The sequence below is a fragment of the Micromonospora sp. D93 genome, from assembly GCF_018070365.1.
GTDB classification, from domain to species: Bacteria; Actinomycetota; Actinomycetes; order Mycobacteriales; family Micromonosporaceae; genus Micromonospora; species Micromonospora ureilytica.
Genome location: NZ_JAGPXW010000011.1, coordinates 23,344 through 38,551, shown reverse-complemented (window position 1 = coordinate 38,551; position 15,208 = coordinate 23,344). Strand labels below are relative to the sequence as shown.

16 protein-coding genes are annotated in these 15,208 nt (G+C 71.6%); 4 read left to right on the top strand and 12 right to left on the bottom strand.

The features are described 5' to 3' along the window. Nucleotides 1–52 precede the first annotated feature (52 nt). The 4 genes from KBX71_RS14840 to KBX71_RS14825 all read right to left on the bottom strand — a co-directional run bounded on the left by KBX71_RS14840 (nucleotide 53) and on the right by KBX71_RS14825 (nucleotide 3,749). Nucleotides 53–1,027 carry a pirin family protein gene (locus KBX71_RS14840; protein WP_210818465.1) on the bottom strand — a complete coding sequence of 325 codons (975 nt, stop codon included), beginning with the start codon at nucleotides 1,025–1,027 and terminating at the stop codon, nucleotides 53–55. Between the two features lie 120 nt (nucleotides 1,028–1,147). Next, on the bottom strand, nucleotides 1,148–2,164 hold the full coding sequence (locus tag KBX71_RS14835; protein WP_210818464.1) for a hypothetical protein: 1,017 nt from the start codon (nucleotides 2,162–2,164) through the stop codon (nucleotides 1,148–1,150). Between the two features lie 280 nt (nucleotides 2,165–2,444). Continuing rightward, a complete protein-coding gene (locus KBX71_RS14830) occupies nucleotides 2,445–3,029 on the bottom strand; it encodes a hypothetical protein (protein ID WP_210818463.1) in 585 nt (194 codons plus the stop codon). A gap of 396 nt (nucleotides 3,030–3,425) precedes the next feature. Then, the gene (locus tag KBX71_RS14825) at nucleotides 3,426–3,749 is read right to left on the bottom strand and encodes a MazG-like family protein (protein ID WP_210818462.1); all 324 of its coding nucleotides are present in this window, start codon (nucleotides 3,747–3,749) and stop codon (nucleotides 3,426–3,428) included. A gap of 189 nt (nucleotides 3,750–3,938) precedes the next feature. On the opposite strand from KBX71_RS14825, the gene KBX71_RS14820 reads away from it, so the two are divergent. Next, nucleotides 3,939–5,306, top strand: coding sequence for a hypothetical protein (locus tag KBX71_RS14820; protein WP_210818461.1), 1,368 nt, complete (start codon nucleotides 3,939–3,941; stop codon nucleotides 5,304–5,306). Nucleotides 5,307–5,373: 67 nt separating this feature from the next. On the opposite strand, the gene KBX71_RS14815 is transcribed toward KBX71_RS14820, so the two are convergent. The 4 genes from KBX71_RS14815 to KBX71_RS14800 form a co-directional block, all read right to left on the bottom strand. Further along, complete coding sequence (locus KBX71_RS14815; protein ID WP_210818460.1) at nucleotides 5,374–6,087, bottom strand: hypothetical protein; 714 nt, start codon at nucleotides 6,085–6,087, stop codon at nucleotides 5,374–5,376. Between the two features lie 496 nt (nucleotides 6,088–6,583). Next, complete coding sequence (locus KBX71_RS14810) at nucleotides 6,584–7,054, bottom strand: VOC family protein (protein ID WP_210818459.1); 471 nt, start codon at nucleotides 7,052–7,054, stop codon at nucleotides 6,584–6,586. A 100-nt stretch (nucleotides 7,055–7,154) separates the two neighbouring features. Next, nucleotides 7,155–7,784: an MBL fold metallo-hydrolase gene (locus KBX71_RS14805; protein WP_124822558.1), complete on the bottom strand. Its 630-nt coding sequence runs from the start codon at nucleotides 7,782–7,784 to the stop codon at nucleotides 7,155–7,157. After that, nucleotides 7,781–8,869, bottom strand: a complete 1,089-nt coding sequence (locus tag KBX71_RS14800) for an S-(hydroxymethyl)mycothiol dehydrogenase (protein ID WP_210818458.1) — start codon at nucleotides 8,867–8,869, stop codon at nucleotides 7,781–7,783. The genes KBX71_RS14805 and KBX71_RS14800 overlap by 4 nt, the downstream gene beginning before the upstream one ends. 185 nt (nucleotides 8,870–9,054) lie before the next feature. Here KBX71_RS14800 and KBX71_RS14795 point away from each other — a divergent pair, with 185 nt between their 5' ends. After that, on the top strand, nucleotides 9,055–9,474 hold the full coding sequence (locus KBX71_RS14795) for a DoxX family membrane protein (RefSeq protein ID WP_124822560.1): 420 nt from the start codon (nucleotides 9,055–9,057) through the stop codon (nucleotides 9,472–9,474). 24 nt (nucleotides 9,475–9,498) lie between these two features. Further along, nucleotides 9,499–10,680, top strand: coding sequence for a low temperature requirement protein A (locus KBX71_RS14790; protein ID WP_210818457.1), 1,182 nt, complete (start codon nucleotides 9,499–9,501; stop codon nucleotides 10,678–10,680). Nucleotides 10,681–10,715: 35 nt separating this feature from the next. On the opposite strand, the gene KBX71_RS14785 is transcribed toward KBX71_RS14790, so the two are convergent. The 4 genes from KBX71_RS14785 to KBX71_RS14770 form a co-directional block, all read right to left on the bottom strand. Beyond that, nucleotides 10,716–11,627, bottom strand: coding sequence for an SDR family oxidoreductase (locus tag KBX71_RS14785; RefSeq protein WP_210818456.1), 912 nt, complete (start codon nucleotides 11,625–11,627; stop codon nucleotides 10,716–10,718). 22 nt (nucleotides 11,628–11,649) lie between these two features. Further along, nucleotides 11,650–13,158 carry an NAD(P)/FAD-dependent oxidoreductase gene (locus KBX71_RS14780; RefSeq protein ID WP_210818455.1) on the bottom strand — a complete coding sequence of 503 codons (1,509 nt, stop codon included), beginning with the start codon at nucleotides 13,156–13,158 and terminating at the stop codon, nucleotides 11,650–11,652. Nucleotides 13,159–13,231: 73 nt separating this feature from the next. After that, nucleotides 13,232–13,687, bottom strand: a complete 456-nt coding sequence (locus KBX71_RS14775; protein ID WP_210818454.1) for a hypothetical protein — start codon at nucleotides 13,685–13,687, stop codon at nucleotides 13,232–13,234. After that, nucleotides 13,687–14,166, bottom strand: coding sequence for a hypothetical protein (locus KBX71_RS14770; RefSeq protein WP_210818453.1), 480 nt, complete (start codon nucleotides 14,164–14,166; stop codon nucleotides 13,687–13,689). Before KBX71_RS14770 ends, KBX71_RS14775 begins: the two co-directional genes overlap by 1 nt. A gap of 44 nt (nucleotides 14,167–14,210) precedes the next feature. Between KBX71_RS14770 and KBX71_RS14765 the strand changes: the two genes are divergently transcribed. Then, a complete protein-coding gene (locus KBX71_RS14765) occupies nucleotides 14,211–15,188 on the top strand; it encodes a YafY family protein (protein ID WP_210818452.1) in 978 nt (325 codons plus the stop codon). Nucleotides 15,189–15,208: the final 20 nt, after the last annotated feature.

Below are 15,208 nucleotides of genomic sequence, written 5' to 3'. Positions count from 1 at the left end.
AATTTGGGGAAGTGTGGGCCAGAGCACGTCACGGCTGGGTGCCCCGGTGTGCTCAGCCGTGCAGGCCGCCGGTGCGGTCCCGGGCCTTCAGGCGGGTCGTGGGCAGGACGGGCGCCGGCAGCGGCGGCGCCGCATCGTCGGCGACCACACCGAAGCGTCCGTCGCCGGCCATCCAGTCCTCCCGGGCGGCGGCGACCTCCTCGTGCGACCGGCCGACGAAGTTCCACCACATCACCAACGGCTCCTCGAACGGCGTACCGCCCAGCAGCAACAACCGGGCCCCAGCGCCGCCCCGCACGGTCAGCTCCCGGCGGCCCGAGCCCAGATACAGCAGCGCCCCCGGCTCGAAGCCGACCCCGGCCGCCTCCGCGGACCCGGACATCGCCAGCACCGCGTACTCGAAATCCGGCCGCAACGACATCGTCGACGGCGCCTCGCCGCGCAGCTCCAGCTGCACCCCCACCAGCGGGGTGTGCACCACCGCCGGTGACCGCTCCCCGGCGAACTCGCCGACCAGCACTGTGACGTCCAGATCGCCGTCCCGCCAGCGCGGCAGGTCGGCGTGGTGCGCGAAATCCGCCGCTCCGGCCCGCGCCGGGTCCGGCAGCGCCACCCAGAGCTGCACACCGTGCATCACCGGAGGGTGGGTGGCCGGCGAACGCTCCGAGTGGGCGATGCCGTTCCCGGACGTCATCACGTTCAGCTGGCCGGGCACGATCGGCTGCACGTTGCCGAGGCTGTCCCGGTGCAGGATCTCACCGTCGAGCAGCCACGTCACCGTCTGCAGCCCGGTGTGCGGGTGCGGCGGCACCTCCATACCGGGCCGCTGTGCCACATCGTCCGGGCCGAAATGATCCACGAAACACCACGCGCCGACCATCCGACGCGCGCGCTGCGGAAGCAACCGCCGCACCGTGGTGTAGCGACCCAACGGCACGTCGTGGCCGGGCAACAACACACTGCCGGGATCGACGTCGGCCACGCCAGGCGGTCGGGTCTGCGCCAGCATCGATTCAGTACGCTCCACCGCCCGACTGTACGCGCACGCCCACCCACGACCGCGGCGCTTCGAACCAGGGCGGGCAGGGTTCGGTGTGGGGCTGACCCGGCGTGGGGCTGACCGGGTCGGGGCTGACCCGGCGTGGGTTCACCGGTTGCTGGAGGACACGACCACGCTGTTGGCGCCGGCGACCAGGTCCAGGTACAGGCGTGCCGCCGACCGGTCCCAACCCGGCGTACCCAGCACCGAGCCCGCGGCCACCCCATCCCAGCGGTCCTCGCGTACCACCACCGAGCCGGCCCCGGCTTCCACCCGAACCCGGACCGGAGTCTCCCCGGGAACCCGGACGTCGAGCTGGCTGGTCCCACCGGTGAGTCGTACGGTCAGCATGCTGGCGGGCTGGTCCGAGTGGGAACCGGCGGGGTTGCCGGAGCCGGCGGCGGTGATCGGTGGCAGGAGAATCTCGGTGCGGCTGGAGCCGCCGGCCAGTTCCACCCCCAGCAGCCGGGCCCGGGTCAGGTCCAACACCTGACTGCTCACCCCGCCAACGAGGTGGAGACGCCAGGCGACCCGCTCGTTGAGCAACACCCGCACGGCCCGCGGCCCGCGCGTCCCGGACTCCACGAGGTCAAGCCGCACGGTCTCCCCCTGCACCGCCGCTCGGCCGGCCACACCCGAGCCGGCCGGGGTACTGATCCGGTACAGGTCGTCGCCCAACTCGGCCACCCGCAGCTCGAACGAGGACAGCCCATCCGCGAGCACGAATGTGCCGTTCTGCCGACCTGCCAGCGGAGCTGTCAACAGTTGCTCGTCCGCGGCACCCGCACCGCCGCGGCGGTCCCCACCGGCGTCCGGGTCAGCGATGCCTCCCGGACGGCCGCCGTCACCGGGGCGGGTGCCGTCGGGGCGGGTGCCGTCGGGGCGGGTGCCGTCGGGGCGGGTGCCGTCGGGGCGGGTGCCGTCGGGTTGGCCGGAGTAGGTCATGCCGAGACGGTCGGGATCGACAATGATCACGCCCACCGCTGCCGCACCCAGGAGCAGCACGACGGCGGCGGCAGCCACCAGCAGGCGAGCACCGCTGGACCACCGCCGTGGTGTGGCCTCGCCGGAGGGTTCCGGCTCTGATTCCGGTCCGCGATCCGCGCCGTACCCCACTGCGGCCATGCCTCTATCCCTCCGCCGGTCCCCGTCCAGGGGTACGTACCCGCCAGCCGATCGGATCACCCGCCGCCGATCACGTCACGCCGCCACGTTCGCCACGTTCGCCAACGTGAATCTTGGACACTTTCCGTTAGCGCGGAACGGAAAGTGTCCAAGATCTACGGATAACGGTCGACCAAACGACGTCGTCCGCCCGGCGAGAGCAGAAAGGCCGCTGGCCGGCACCCCGGGCTTGCGGGTGCCGGCCAGCGGTCGGTGTCCTGCTGTGGTGCGGTGACGCGGGTCAGCTGTTCCAGTACTGGCCGACCAGGTCGGCGGCCTGCTGCTCCCACTGGGCGTACGCGTCCGGGTAAGCCGAGACCTGCACCGTCTGCGCAGCGTCGGTCAGCGGCATGTCCTGCCAACCGTCGACCTGCTTCAGACCCTTCAGGAACGCGGTCGTGGAGTACTCAGGGTCGGTGATCTGCTCCGGCGTACCCCAACCGCTGGACGGGCGCTGCTGGAACAGGCCCAGCGAGTCGTGGTCGTTCATGTCGCCGAGGTGACCCAGGTTCTCCAGCTTCGACTCCTGCAGGCTCGTCGCGATCGAGATGACCGCGGCCCGCTCAGGCAGGCCCGCCTTCTTCGTGGCGGCGATGATGGCCTTGACGTTCGCGGTCTGCTCGTCGTTCAGGGTGATCCGGGACTGGTCGCCCTGGGTGCCGTGCGGGATCAGCTTGCTCGTGTCGGGCTTGTCGGCCTGGACCGCAACCGCGACCGGCTTGCTGTCGACCGGGTTGGTTACGTGCGCGATCGGGCCGGCGAAGACACCACCGGCGAACGCGAGACCAGCAACGGACAGCATGCTCTTACGCATGATCGTGTTCATGGGGGTAGCTCCTTCGGGGGTAGGACACCCCGACCGCCAAAGGGGACGGCGGCAGGGTGTGAGCACCTCGTCCGGCGCTGCACAAACAAGGGGAAAGTCTTCGGGTCGGCGACCTGCGAGCGGGGGCTCGTGGCGCCGGATCCATGTGTAACGACCGGGGGGCCGGGGTCATTCCGGGGGGCCACCTGGCGGGTCGGTGGTGCTGCGATCGTCAGGGTATTCAACGACCCCGGCCCGGCCATGATTCCGGCCCACGGGTGCGACCGATCACTATGCAAAAGCACCCAAACACGGACAGAATTCCACGCGCAACGCCGAGACTCGACCAATCCCGGCAAAGTTCACCCAGCGGCCGGCATGGCGACTGGCGGACAGTCGGACGGCGGCGACCGGAGGCTAGGGGCGTTCCTGGCTTGTCAGGCGGGTGCGCACCTTTGCGGCGCAGGTGTCCAGGGCGGTTTGCGCGTCCAGCCCCAGGCTTTCGATGGCCACCAGCGCGGTGAAGGCGACGTCGGCCAACTCCGCCGCGACGTCCTCGCGGGTGTGGGTGACACCCTTGCGTGGATTCTGCCCGAGCACACCGATCCAGGCGGCCGACGCCTCCCCCGCTTCCTCCGTCAGCTTGAGGATGCGACAGGTCAGTTCGGTCTGCCCGGTGCCGTTCGCCGCGTCCAGCCAGCTGCGCGACGCGCGGGCCGCCTCCCAGATCGACTCGTTCACGACGACCAGTCAACCCGATCGGCCCGCCGACCCGAACGACCGGGTACGGCATGACCGTCGTGTTGACCGACCGATCAGCGTACCCATTGACACCTGTCGACGGCGGTTCTAGGTTCAGGACGCTACCGGCCGGTAGGCAACCGTCCCGCTGGTCGCCCCCGGGCGACAACCGTCCGATCGGGAGCGTCGATGCTGTCCACACCCGTTCGTAGCCTTCGCCGGCTGCTGGCCGCCACGGCGACGCTGACCCTCGCGGTCGGGCTGGCCGGTGCCGCGCCGGCCGGCGCCACCGGTCGCGACGCGCGGGGCGGCGAGCCGCTGCCCGGCTACACCATCGAGAATCCGCCGGTGGCCCCGCTGGTCGTGGGCGGCAAGCCGACGACGGTACGCCAGGGCGTGCACCGCCACGCCGGGTACATCATCGAGGTCCCCGCCCGGTGGAACGGCGACCTGGTGTTGTGGGCGCACGGCTACCGCGGCCAGGGCACGGTGCTCTCGCCGGAACCGCCGGCGTTCGGGCTGCGCGAGCGTCTGCTGGGGCAGGGGTACGCGTGGGCATCGTCCTCGTACGACCGTAACGGCTTCGACATCCGCTCCGGGGTGCTGGGGACGAAGGATCTCGCTGACCACTTCGGGCGCACGGTCCGTCGGCCGCAGCACACCTACGTCGCCGGCGTGTCGATGGGTGGGTACGTCATCGGCCGTTCGCTGGAGCAGTACCCCGGCTTCTACGACGGCGCGTTGCCGATGTGCGGGGTGCTCGGCGATCAGACGCTGCTCGACTTCTACCTGGACTACAACCTTGTCGCGCAGGCGCTCGCCGGGGTGCCGGCCTATCCCACGCCGGCTGACTATCTGACCAACGCGGTGCCCCGCATCCAGGTGGCGCTCGGCCTGGCCGGGCTGACCCCCACCGGGCAGGACACCACCACGGACCGGGGCAAGCAGCTGCGGGCGATCACGGTGAACCGTTCCGGCGGGCCCCGTCCGGGGACGGACGCCGCGTTCGCGGTCTGGAAGGACTTCCTCTTCTCGATCATGGTGACCAGTGGTGGGGACTCCCCCGCGCAGCGGCCCGGCCAGCTCTCCACCAACCTGCTCACCCGCTACACCCCGAACAGCCCGGTCAACGTCAACGCGACGGTGCAGCGTGTCGCCCCGGAGAACGTGTGGCAGCGGCTCCTGCCGACGCTGACCGAGGTGCCGCGGATCGCCGGCCGCCCAACGGCGCCGGTGCTCAGCCTGCACGGTCTCGGCGACCTGTTCGTACCGTTCAGCATGGAGCAGGCGTACGCCACCGACGTCGCGCGGAACGGTCGCACCAAGCTGGTGGTGCAGCGGGCGATCCGCGCCACGCAGCACTGCGAGTTCACCCCGGCGGAGGCCGGCGCCGCCTGGGACGACCTGGTGTCCTGGGTACGCGCCGGGAAGCGCCCGGCCGGCGACACCGTGACCGATCCGGCGGTGGTGGCCCGACCCGACTACGGCTGCCGGTTCAGTGACCGGGACGCGTACGCGGCCGGGGTCGGCACCCGCCGCCTCTACCCGGCCTGCTGAGGAACGCGGAACACGAAAAACCGGCCGGCTCCCGTCGAAGGGAGCCGGCCGGTTTCGTGTGCCTGTGTCACCAGATCTGCTGGACGACGTCCGCCGCCTGCTCCTCCCACTGCGCGTACGCGTACGGGAAGGCGGAGACCTGTACGGTCTGCGCGGCGGCGGTCAGCGGCAGGTCCTGCCAGCCGCCGACGTTCTTGAGTGCGGTGAAGAACGCCGTGGCGGCGTACTCCGGGTCGGTGATCTGGTCGGGCGTGCCCCAACCGGACGACGGACGCTGCTGGAACAGGCCCTGCGAGTCGTGGTCGTTGTACGCGCCGAGGTGGCCGAGGTTGTACAGCTTCGACTCCTGTAGCGAGGTGGCGACGCCGATCACCGCGCCCCGGTCACCGACGCCTGTCTTCTTGGCGGCGTCGACGATGGCCCGGGCGTTGGCAAGCTGCGCGTCGTCGAGGGGTACGCGCGACTGCGCGCCCTCGATGCCGTGCGGGATCAGCTGGGAACGGCTCGGCTTGCCCGCCGGCGGCTTACCGGTGGCGGAGCCGGTGGTCAGGCCCGACTCGACTGGCTGCTCATCCTGGTGTGCCGAGGTCGCGGCCTTGCCGGTGGCGAGGTCGATGGCGGCGACGGCGCCCTGGTGCGGTCCGGCGGTGACCGGGGCGGCGGCTGCGGTCGGCGCGAGCGCCAAACCGCCGAGGGCGGCCACACCCGCCACGCTCAGCGCGGTCTTGCGGTACGAGTCCTTAGCGATGGCGGGGAGCCATCGAGTGAAGTCGAGCTTCACGATGGTTGCCCTTTCGATCGTGCGGAACGCTCCGGGGTGAACGCTCCTCGGGAGATGACCGCGGAAAGGGTTTGGGCTCCGGCGGTACGGGGGACACAACCGGGTTCACCTGTCGGGCATTCCGGAAATGCCCCGCGCGTCGGCCGGTGCGGTCCCGGTCACGGCGCAGAGTCGGACGTGAGGGCTCGTTCGACATCAGGTCAGACAGCGGTGACGGTGGGTGTTTTCGGAGCCCGGGGGCAATGTCCGAACGCCAGCCTTTGCTCTGCTTACTTATACGCACCGGCCACTTTCCGTGACCACGGTGGGAAACCTCCGTGGCTGGCGGAAAGGGTCCATTCGCAGCTCACGGGACGTGGTGCGTATAGGTAAGCAGAGCAAAGGGCCACGGAAGGGTGATGGGGAGGCAGGTGGCTAGCAGTTTGTCGCTACCGTGAGTGGGCGTTTAGGCCAGCACGGAGGGTCAGGTCGGGCACCGGTCCACCCGCCGCCTGGCTCAGTTGTCGCCGTCACCTTCGGGCTGCTCATCCCGCGTCCCGACACCCTCGTCCGGAGTGACGAGTTCCTGGAAGATGGTGATGTGCAGGTCGGCGGGGGCGTCGAGGCGGGAGTTGAGCGACTGCCACGGCGTACGCGTCGGCGGCGCGATCTCGCTCGCCCCGGCGGCCACCAGTCGGGCCGTCGTCGCCTCCGCGTCGTCCACCTCGAAGGCGACCCGGATGCGCGGTGCGACCTGCCGACCCACCTCGACCTCGTCGATCAGGCGTTTCTGCGCGGGGTTGGCGATCTCCAGGGTGGCGCGGCCGGCGTCCAGGATCACCACTCGCGCATCCCCCTCCCCGCTGAACGCCGCCTCCTCCGGCAGGCCCAGCGCGTCACGGAAGAACGCGACGGCGGCCTCGTGGTCGGCGGCCTCCACCACGAGGCGCAGCTGACGGACGACGGGGACGGGCGAGTCGGCGGCCATGAGCGGATCCTAGCGTCGCGGCGGGGGGGGGTCGGTCGGACCGTCCAGGAGGGAGCGAAGCCGATCCTGGGACGGTCCCGAACTGAAGACGCCCGCGGGCTCAGTGGCCGCGGGCCAGCCACTCCTGCAGGTGCGGCGCCTCCGCACCGATCGTCGTGTCGTCGCCGTGGCCGGTGTGCACGACCGTCTCCGCCGGGAGGGTCAGCAGGCGGGTGCGGATCGACCCGACGATGGTGTCGAAGTCGCTGTACGAGCGGCCCGTCGCGCCCGGGCCACCGGCGAAGAGCGTGTCGCCGGTGAACACCGCGCCCAGCTCCGGCGCGTGGAAGCTGCACGCGCCGGGGCTGTGCCCGGGGGTGTGCAGCACCCAGAGCGTGGTGCCGCCCACCTCGATGCTCTGCCCGTCGTGCAGCTCGCCGTGCGGGGGCAGGTGCGGGTGGACCATGTCCCAGAGGACCCGGTCCTCGGCGTGCAGCAGCACCGGCGCGCCGGTGGCCTCGGCCAGCTCGGGCGCCACCCGGACGTGGTCGTCGTGGGCGTGGGTGGCCAGGATCGCCCGGACCTGCCGGTCGCCCACCAGGGCGAGGATCGCCGCCACGTCGTGCGGCGCGTCCAGGATGACGCACTCGTGGTCGTCACCGATCACCCAGACGTTGTTGTCCACGTCGAACGTCTGCCCGTCCAGGGAGAACGTGCCCGAGGTGACCGCGCGGTCGACGCGGGCGGTCACGGGAACACCACCACCGAGCGGAGCACGTCGCCGTGGTGCATCCGCTCGAAGGCGTTCTCGACCTGGTCGAGCGCGATCTCCTCGGTGACGAACGCGTCGAGGTCGAGCCGGCCCTGCAGGTACAGCTCGGTGAGCATCGGGAAGTCCCGGCTGGGCAGGCAGTCGCCGTACCAACTGGACTTGAGGGCGCCCCCGCGCCCGAAGACGTCGAGCAGCGGCAGCTCGATCTGCATCTGCGGGGTCGGTACGCCGACCAGCACCACGGTGCCGGCCAGGTCGCGGGCGTAGAACGCCTGCTTCCACGTCTCCGGTCGGCCCACCGCGTCGATCACCACGTCCGCGCCGAAGCCACCGGTGGCGGCACGGATCGCCTCGACCGGGTCGGTCTCGGACGCGTTCACGGTGTGCGTGGCGCCGAACTTGCGGGCCCACTCGAGCTTGCGGCTGTCGGTGTCCACGGCGACGATCGTGGTGGCGCCGGCGAGAGCCGCGCCGGCGACCGCCGCGTCCCCGACGCCGCCGCAGCCGATCACCGCGACCGAGTCGCCCCGGGTGACGTTGCCGGTGTTCATCGCCGCGCCCAGCCCGGCCATCACCCCACACCCGAGCAGACCCACGGCGGCGGGACGGGCCGCCGGGTCCACCTTCGTGCACTGCCCGGCGTGCACCAGGGTCTTCTCGGCGAACGCCCCGATGCCCAGCGCCGGGGCGAGTTCGGTGCCGTCGGTGAGGGTCATCCGCTGGGTGGCGTTGTGGGTGTTGAAGCAGTACCAGGGCCGACCCCGGCGGCAGGCGCGGCAGACTCCGCAGACCGCCCGCCAGTTGAGCACCACGAAATCGCCCGGGGCGACATCAGTGACGCCCTCGCCGACCTGCTCCACGATGCCGGCCGCCTCGTGACCGAGCAGGAACGGGTACTCGTCGTTGATGCCACCCTCGCGGTAGTGCAGGTCGGTGTGGCAGACACCGCACGACTGAATCCGGACGATCGCCTCACCGGGCCCCGGATCGGGCACCACGATGGTGGTGACCTCGACCGGCGCGCCCTTGCTGCGGGAGATGACTCCCCGGACTTCCTGGCTCACTTCGCCTCCTGCTGGTGGTCTGCGGCAGGGCCGGGCGCCGGGGTGGGCGGGTGTGCCACGGGCCCGGCGGTGGACCCCCCGGCGAACCTACCGCGACCACCACGGCCAGCCCAGCCGGCCCGGCGGTTATCGCGGGCGGTCCGGGGTACGCGGGCCGCATTCGACCACGGCCAACGGGAGTGACAATGAAATTCGCGCACCTGCCGCTGCGGGTCAGCATCGGCGCGTACTTCCTCAACTCGGGTCTGGGCAAGCGCACCCTGGAGGGCACCGCCGCGGAGGGCTTGCACGGGATGGCGGTCGCCGCCATGCCCCAGCTCGGCCAGTTGGAGCCGGCGCGCTTCGCCAAGCTGCTGGCGTACTCGGAGATCGCCCTGGGGGCCGCGCTGATCGCACCGTTCGTCCCGGCGCCCCTGGTCGGGCTCGGCCTGACCGCGTTCGGCGCGGGCCTGGCGCAGCTGTACCTGAAGACGCCGGGGATGCGCGAACCCGGCAGCATCCGCCCGACCCAGCAGGGCGCGGGGCTCGCGAAGGATGTCTGGCTGGTGGGGGCGGGCCTGACCCTGGTGCTGGAGGGGCTCACGCACGGCCGTCGGCGCGGCTGACCGGCGGGCGCCGGAGGATCTGCGGTGACCCAGCCTCGGTCGGTGCGGCCGTTCTACCGGCCGATGCGGCCACGTCGTCGCGACGAGCCGCACCGCGCGGCCACGCCGCTGGAACTCTTCTTCGACCTGTGCTTCGTGGTGGCCGTGGCGCAGGCCGCCGGCAACCTGCACCACGACGTCTCCGAGGGTCACCTCGGTCACGCGCTGAGCAGGTACCTGATGGTGTTCTTCGCGATCTGGTGGTCGTGGATGAACTTCACCTGGTTCGCCTCGGCCTACGACACCGACGACGACCTCTACCGGATCACCACCCTGGTGCAGATCGCCGGGGCGTTGATCATTGCCGCCGGGGTGCCACGGGCGTTCACCGACGGCGATTTCAGCGTCATCACGTACGGCTACGTGGTGATGCGGATCGCGCTCGTCGTGCAGTGGTGCCGGGCCGCCGCCGGCGATCCGGCGCACCGTCGGGCGGCCCGGCGGTACGCGATCGGCGTCACCGTCGTCCAGCTCGGCTGGCTGCTCCGGTTGGCCCTGCCGCAGGATTGGGGGACCGCGGCGTTGCTGCTGCTGGTCCTGGCCGATCTGCTGGTGCCGGCGGTGGCCGAGCGGCCGGGCATGACGCCCTGGCATCCGCGACACATCACCGAGCGGTACGGGCTGTTCACCCTGATCGTGCTCGGTGACGTGGTGCTGGCCACGTCAGTGGCCATCCAGACCGGAGTGGACGCCGGCGACCGGCACCTCTGGTCGCTGGCGGCGGCGGCCACCGTGATCGTGTTCGCCCTGTGGTGGCTCTACTTCGACCGGCCCATCGACGCGCCCGACCGGATGCCGTACACGCTGGTCTGGGGATATGGCCACTACCTGATCTTCGCCGCGGTCGCCGCGGTCGGCGCGGGTCTGAACGTGTCGGTGGACCACGAGCGGCACCTCGCGCACATCTCGGAGAGGATCGCCGGGTACGCGGTGGCCGTTCCGGTCGCCGTCTTCCTGCTCACGGTCTGGGTGCTGCACGTACGTCGGCAGCAGCACGGCGCGGTGATCGTCGCGTTCCCGGCCGTCGCGCTGCTGGCGCTGCTCGCGCCGCTCGGTCCGGCCCCGGTGTACGCCGTGGCGGCGCTGCTGGTCGTCCTCGTGGCGTTGACAGTGCTGCTACGCCGCCGCGACCTGGGACCGAGCGCGACGCTGAGCGGCCCGGCCTGAGCGGCCCGGCCTGAGCGGCCCGGCCTGAGCTGCCCTCACGCCACCTCACGGGCCGCATCGGCGGCGTCGGCGGCGGGGCGTTGCGCGGGAACACCGGGGCCTGGCAGAGCCGGGCGGACCACGCCCCGGTTCAGGCCGGTGACCAGGAGCCGGTTGCACGAGGCCGGCATCACCCGGGCCAGCAGGTCGGGCAGCTTCGCCGACCAGCCGATCAGCACCCGGCCCCGACGCCGCTCGACGCCGCGCAGGATCACCTCGGCGGCCCGTTCCGGCGCGATGGTCAGCAGCTTCTCGAACTGCGCCCGACCGGCCGCGTGCTCGTCGTGGGAGACGCCACTGCCGATCCGGGCGTTCTCGGTGATCCGGGTGCGGATGCCCCCGGGGTGCACCGAGGTCACCCCGATCCCGTCGTCGACCAGCTCGTGGCGCAGCGCCTCGGTGAAGCCGCGGACGGCGAACTTGCTCGCCGCGTACGCGGTCTGCCCGGCCGGCGCGATCAGCCCGAACAGACTGGAGACGTTGACCAGGTGCGCGCCCGGCTCGGCCCGGAGGGCGGGCAGCAACGCGTGGGTCAGCTGCGCCACGGCCCGGAAGTTGACGTCGATCACCCAGCTGAACTCGTCGAACGTCACCTGGTCGAACCGACCGCCGAGACCCACGCCGGCGTTGTTGATCAGTAGGCGTACCCGGGGGTGCCGCTGGCCGATCTCCGCGGCCACCTGGGCGGTGGCTGTCTGGTCGGCGAGGTCCACGAGGTACGTGGCGAGCTGACGATCCGGGTGCTCGGCACGGATCGCGCCGGTGACCGCGTCCAGCCGCTCGGCGTCGCGGTCCAGCAGGACCAGATCGCTGCCTCGGCGGGCCAACGCGTGGGCCAGCGCCGCGCCGATGCCACTGGCCGCCCCGGTGACCACGGCGGTCGCGCCGGTGAAGTCGAACCTCTGCACGATCCTGCTCCTCTGCTGGCGGTTACCGACGCTCGGACCCGACGGGACGCGGGGTGCGGTCGGGCGAGGTCACCTCGCCGGCGCGCGAGAACCGCACACCCTCGTCGGTGAGCCGGCCGTGCCGCATCAGCAGCACGTCGCGGGCGTAGTTCTGGTGCAGCCGCCACGGCGCTGTCGCACCCTGCTTGGGCAGCGTGTCGACGGCGCGCAGCACGTAGCCGGAGCGCAGGTCGATAAGCGGCACCCGCTCGGAGTCGGGCGGCGGGAGCGGGGTGACGACCTGCTGGCCGGTGCGGTCCAGGTGCCGCAGCAGTCGACAGACGTAGCCGGCGACCAGGTCGGCCTTGAGCGTCCACGAGGCGTTGGTGTAGCCGACGGTCAGCGCGAAGTTCGGCACACCGGAGAGCATCATGCCCTTGTAGGCGACGGTGTTCGGCAGGTCGACGTCGGCGCCGTCCACGCGCAGCGTCAGGCCACCGAGGGCGAGCAGGTTGAGCCCGGTGGCGGTGACCACGATGTCGGCGGGCACCTCCGCGCCGGAGGTCAGCCGGACACCGTGCGCGGTGAAGGTGTCGATGGTGTCGGTGACCACCGACGCGGTGCCGTCGCGCACGGCCGTGAACAGGTCACCGTCGGGTGCCACGCAGAGGCGCTGGTCCCACGGGTCGTAGCGGGGCGAGAAGTGCCTGTCGACGTCGTACCCCACCGGGAGCCGGCCCCGCGCGGCCCGGCGCAGCACCCGCCTCACCAGGCCGGGCGCACGCCGGCTGAGCTGGAAGTTGACGGTGGACAGCAACACGTTCTTCCAGCGCACCACCGGATACGCGGCCTGCGCCGGCAGCCGGCGCCGCAACGCGTCGGCCAGCCGGTCGCGGGCGGGCATCGCCACGATGTACGACGGTGAGCGCTGGAGCATTGTCACGTGCGCGGCCCGCCGCGCCAGCGCCGGCACCACTGTGACCGCGGTGGCCCCGCTGCCGATCACCACCACCCGCTTGCCACTGTGGTCGAGGTCGTCGGGCCAGTGCTGCGGGTGCACCAGCCGCCCGGCGTACGCGTCGACACCGGGCAGGGTCGGGGTGTAACCCTCGTCGTAGCGGTAGTAGCCGGCGCACGCGAAGAGGAACGAGCAGGTCAGCACCACACTTTCGGCGGTGTCGGTGCGCTGGGCGTGCACCGTCCAGCGGGCGGTGGCGCTGTCCCACTCGGCCCGCAGCACCCGGTGGCGGAAGCGGATGTGTCGGGGCACGTCGTACTCCCGGGCGGCCTCCCGCACGTACTCCCGGATGGTCGTGCCGTCGGCGATGGCCTTCGGTGCGGTCCACGGCTTGAACGCGTAGCCGAGGGTGAACATGTCCGAGTCGGAGCGGATGCCCGGGTAGCGGAACAGGTCCCAGGTGCCGCCGATGGCGTCGCGTGCCTCCAGCACCGTGTACGTCTTGTCGGGACAGTCACGACGAAGGTGGCAGGCGGCGCCGATGCCGGAGAGGCCCGCGCCGACGATCAGCACGTCGACGTGGTCGGAGGCCATCGCGTTCCTTCATCCGGGGCGGTGGTCGGACCCTAACACCACGCCCGTTGGGCCGGAAGTTGTCACGACAACCCTAGGACGCCCGGGTGAACTCCATGATCCAGTTGGTCTCCCAGGTCTGCTCGCCGTCGACCGAGAACGCCTGCTCCCAGCGTGCGGTGGTGGCGCTGATGTCGGACCAGATGAACCGACACCGGACCGGGCGCCCCTCGTGCTGGTCGTCGGCGTAGAAGTGGCCGACCCCGTCGACGAAGCGACCCACCATCGGCGGCAGTCCCAGCACACCGGTGTCGCTGCTCGTCCAGTAGATCGACCACTCCTGCCGGGCCGGGTCGAAGACCCGGATCGTGGCGCCGGCGGAGCCCTTGGTCGGGAACGTGATCTCGTCGAAGTGACCGCCGCCGGTGAAGAAGCCGTGCGCCACCGACACCCCCGGGAACTCCTCCCACTCGTCGGAGCCGACCAGCCGCTTGCGCAGCCGCCGGTTGACGACGTTCCAGGTGCCCTTGAAGAAGTCGAAGTCGCCCATCAGTGGCCCACCGGCCCTTCCGCTCGCGAGTCGTTCAGATATCCAGCCAGGTCGGGAGCCTCCGGCGCAAGCATGTGCCGCACCCAGGCGGCCCGCTCGTGCTCCAGCACCGCCAGCTCCCAGACGCAGCCGACGGCGGGTCGACGTACCTCGACGAAGTGGGTCGGGTCGTCGTCCGGGCAGTCCAGCGCCGGCTGCCCGGCCGCGGCGACACGGACCTCCACCGCGTTGTCCCACACCCAGGTGTACGCCAGCAGGTAGGCGCCGGTGTCCGCGCCCCGGTGCAGCACCACCCACCCGGCGGCCGGGGTTCCGTCGTCGACGATGTCGACCAACAGGAGCGGCAGCTGGTCGTACGCGGCCTTCTCCACCTCGGGTTCGATGGGTCGCTCCGGCTGGTCGATGTGGTAACGCTTGAGGCGCCGGCCGTCCACCAGCACCGACCCGGGCGTTCGTAGTTCCTTGTCGCGAAATGCCATGTCCGGACGGTAGGACGGGTCCCCTGACAACTAGTGTCAGTGAAGTGCGAGCCAGTCGACTTCTCTCCCTCCTGATGCTGCTCCAGTCGCACGGGCGGTTGACCGCCACACAGCTCGCCGAACGGTTGGCCGTCTCCCCCCGCACCATCTACCGGGACGTCGAGTCACTGCACGCCGCCGGCATCCCGCTCTACGGCGAGGCCGGGCACGCCGGCGGCTACCAACTGGTCGACGGCTGGCGAACCCGACTGACCGGGCTGACCGCCGAGGAGGCCGACCGGCTGTTCCTCGCCGGGCTGCCGGGCCCCGCCGACGAACTGGGCTACGGCGACGTGGTGGCCGCGCTGCAACTCAAGCTGCACGCCGCGCTCCCCGCGCCGCTGCGCGACCGGGCGACCCAACTGCGACAACGCTTCCACCTGGACACTCCCGGGTGGTATGCCGACGGCGACGCCTCCCCCGAGCTGGCCCGCACGGCCGAGGCGGTCTGGCGACAGCACCGCGTCGAGGTGCGCTACCGCGGCTGGAACGGCGAGGTGACCCGGGTCCTGGAGCCGTACGGCCTGGTGCTCAAGGGCGGCCGTTGGTATGTGGTGGCCGACCAGCCCGGCCGGGGCGCGCCGGCGACCTACCGGGTCAACCAGATCCTCGCGTTGACCCCCCTCGCCCAGGAGTTCGACCGGCCCGCCGACTTCGACCTGCCGGCCTGGTGGCGGGCGCACGTGGTGCAGTTCCGGGCCCGGCTGCACCGCGACGAGGCCCACGTCCGGCTCTCCCCCGGCGGGCGGGAGCGGCTGCGCGAGATCGGCAGCGATCCGGTGGTGACAGCGATGGACACCAGCGCCGGACCACCGGACGCGCGGGGTTGGGTGACCGCGGTGCTGCCGATCGAGTCGCTCACCCACGCCCACGGCGACCTGCTGCGCCTCGGCGCCGACGTCGAGGTGCTGACCCCGGTGGCGTTGCGCGAACGGTTGGCGGCCACGGCGGCAGGGCTCGCCGCGCTCTACTCCCCCGCCTGAACAGCCGCGCCCTCTCCACA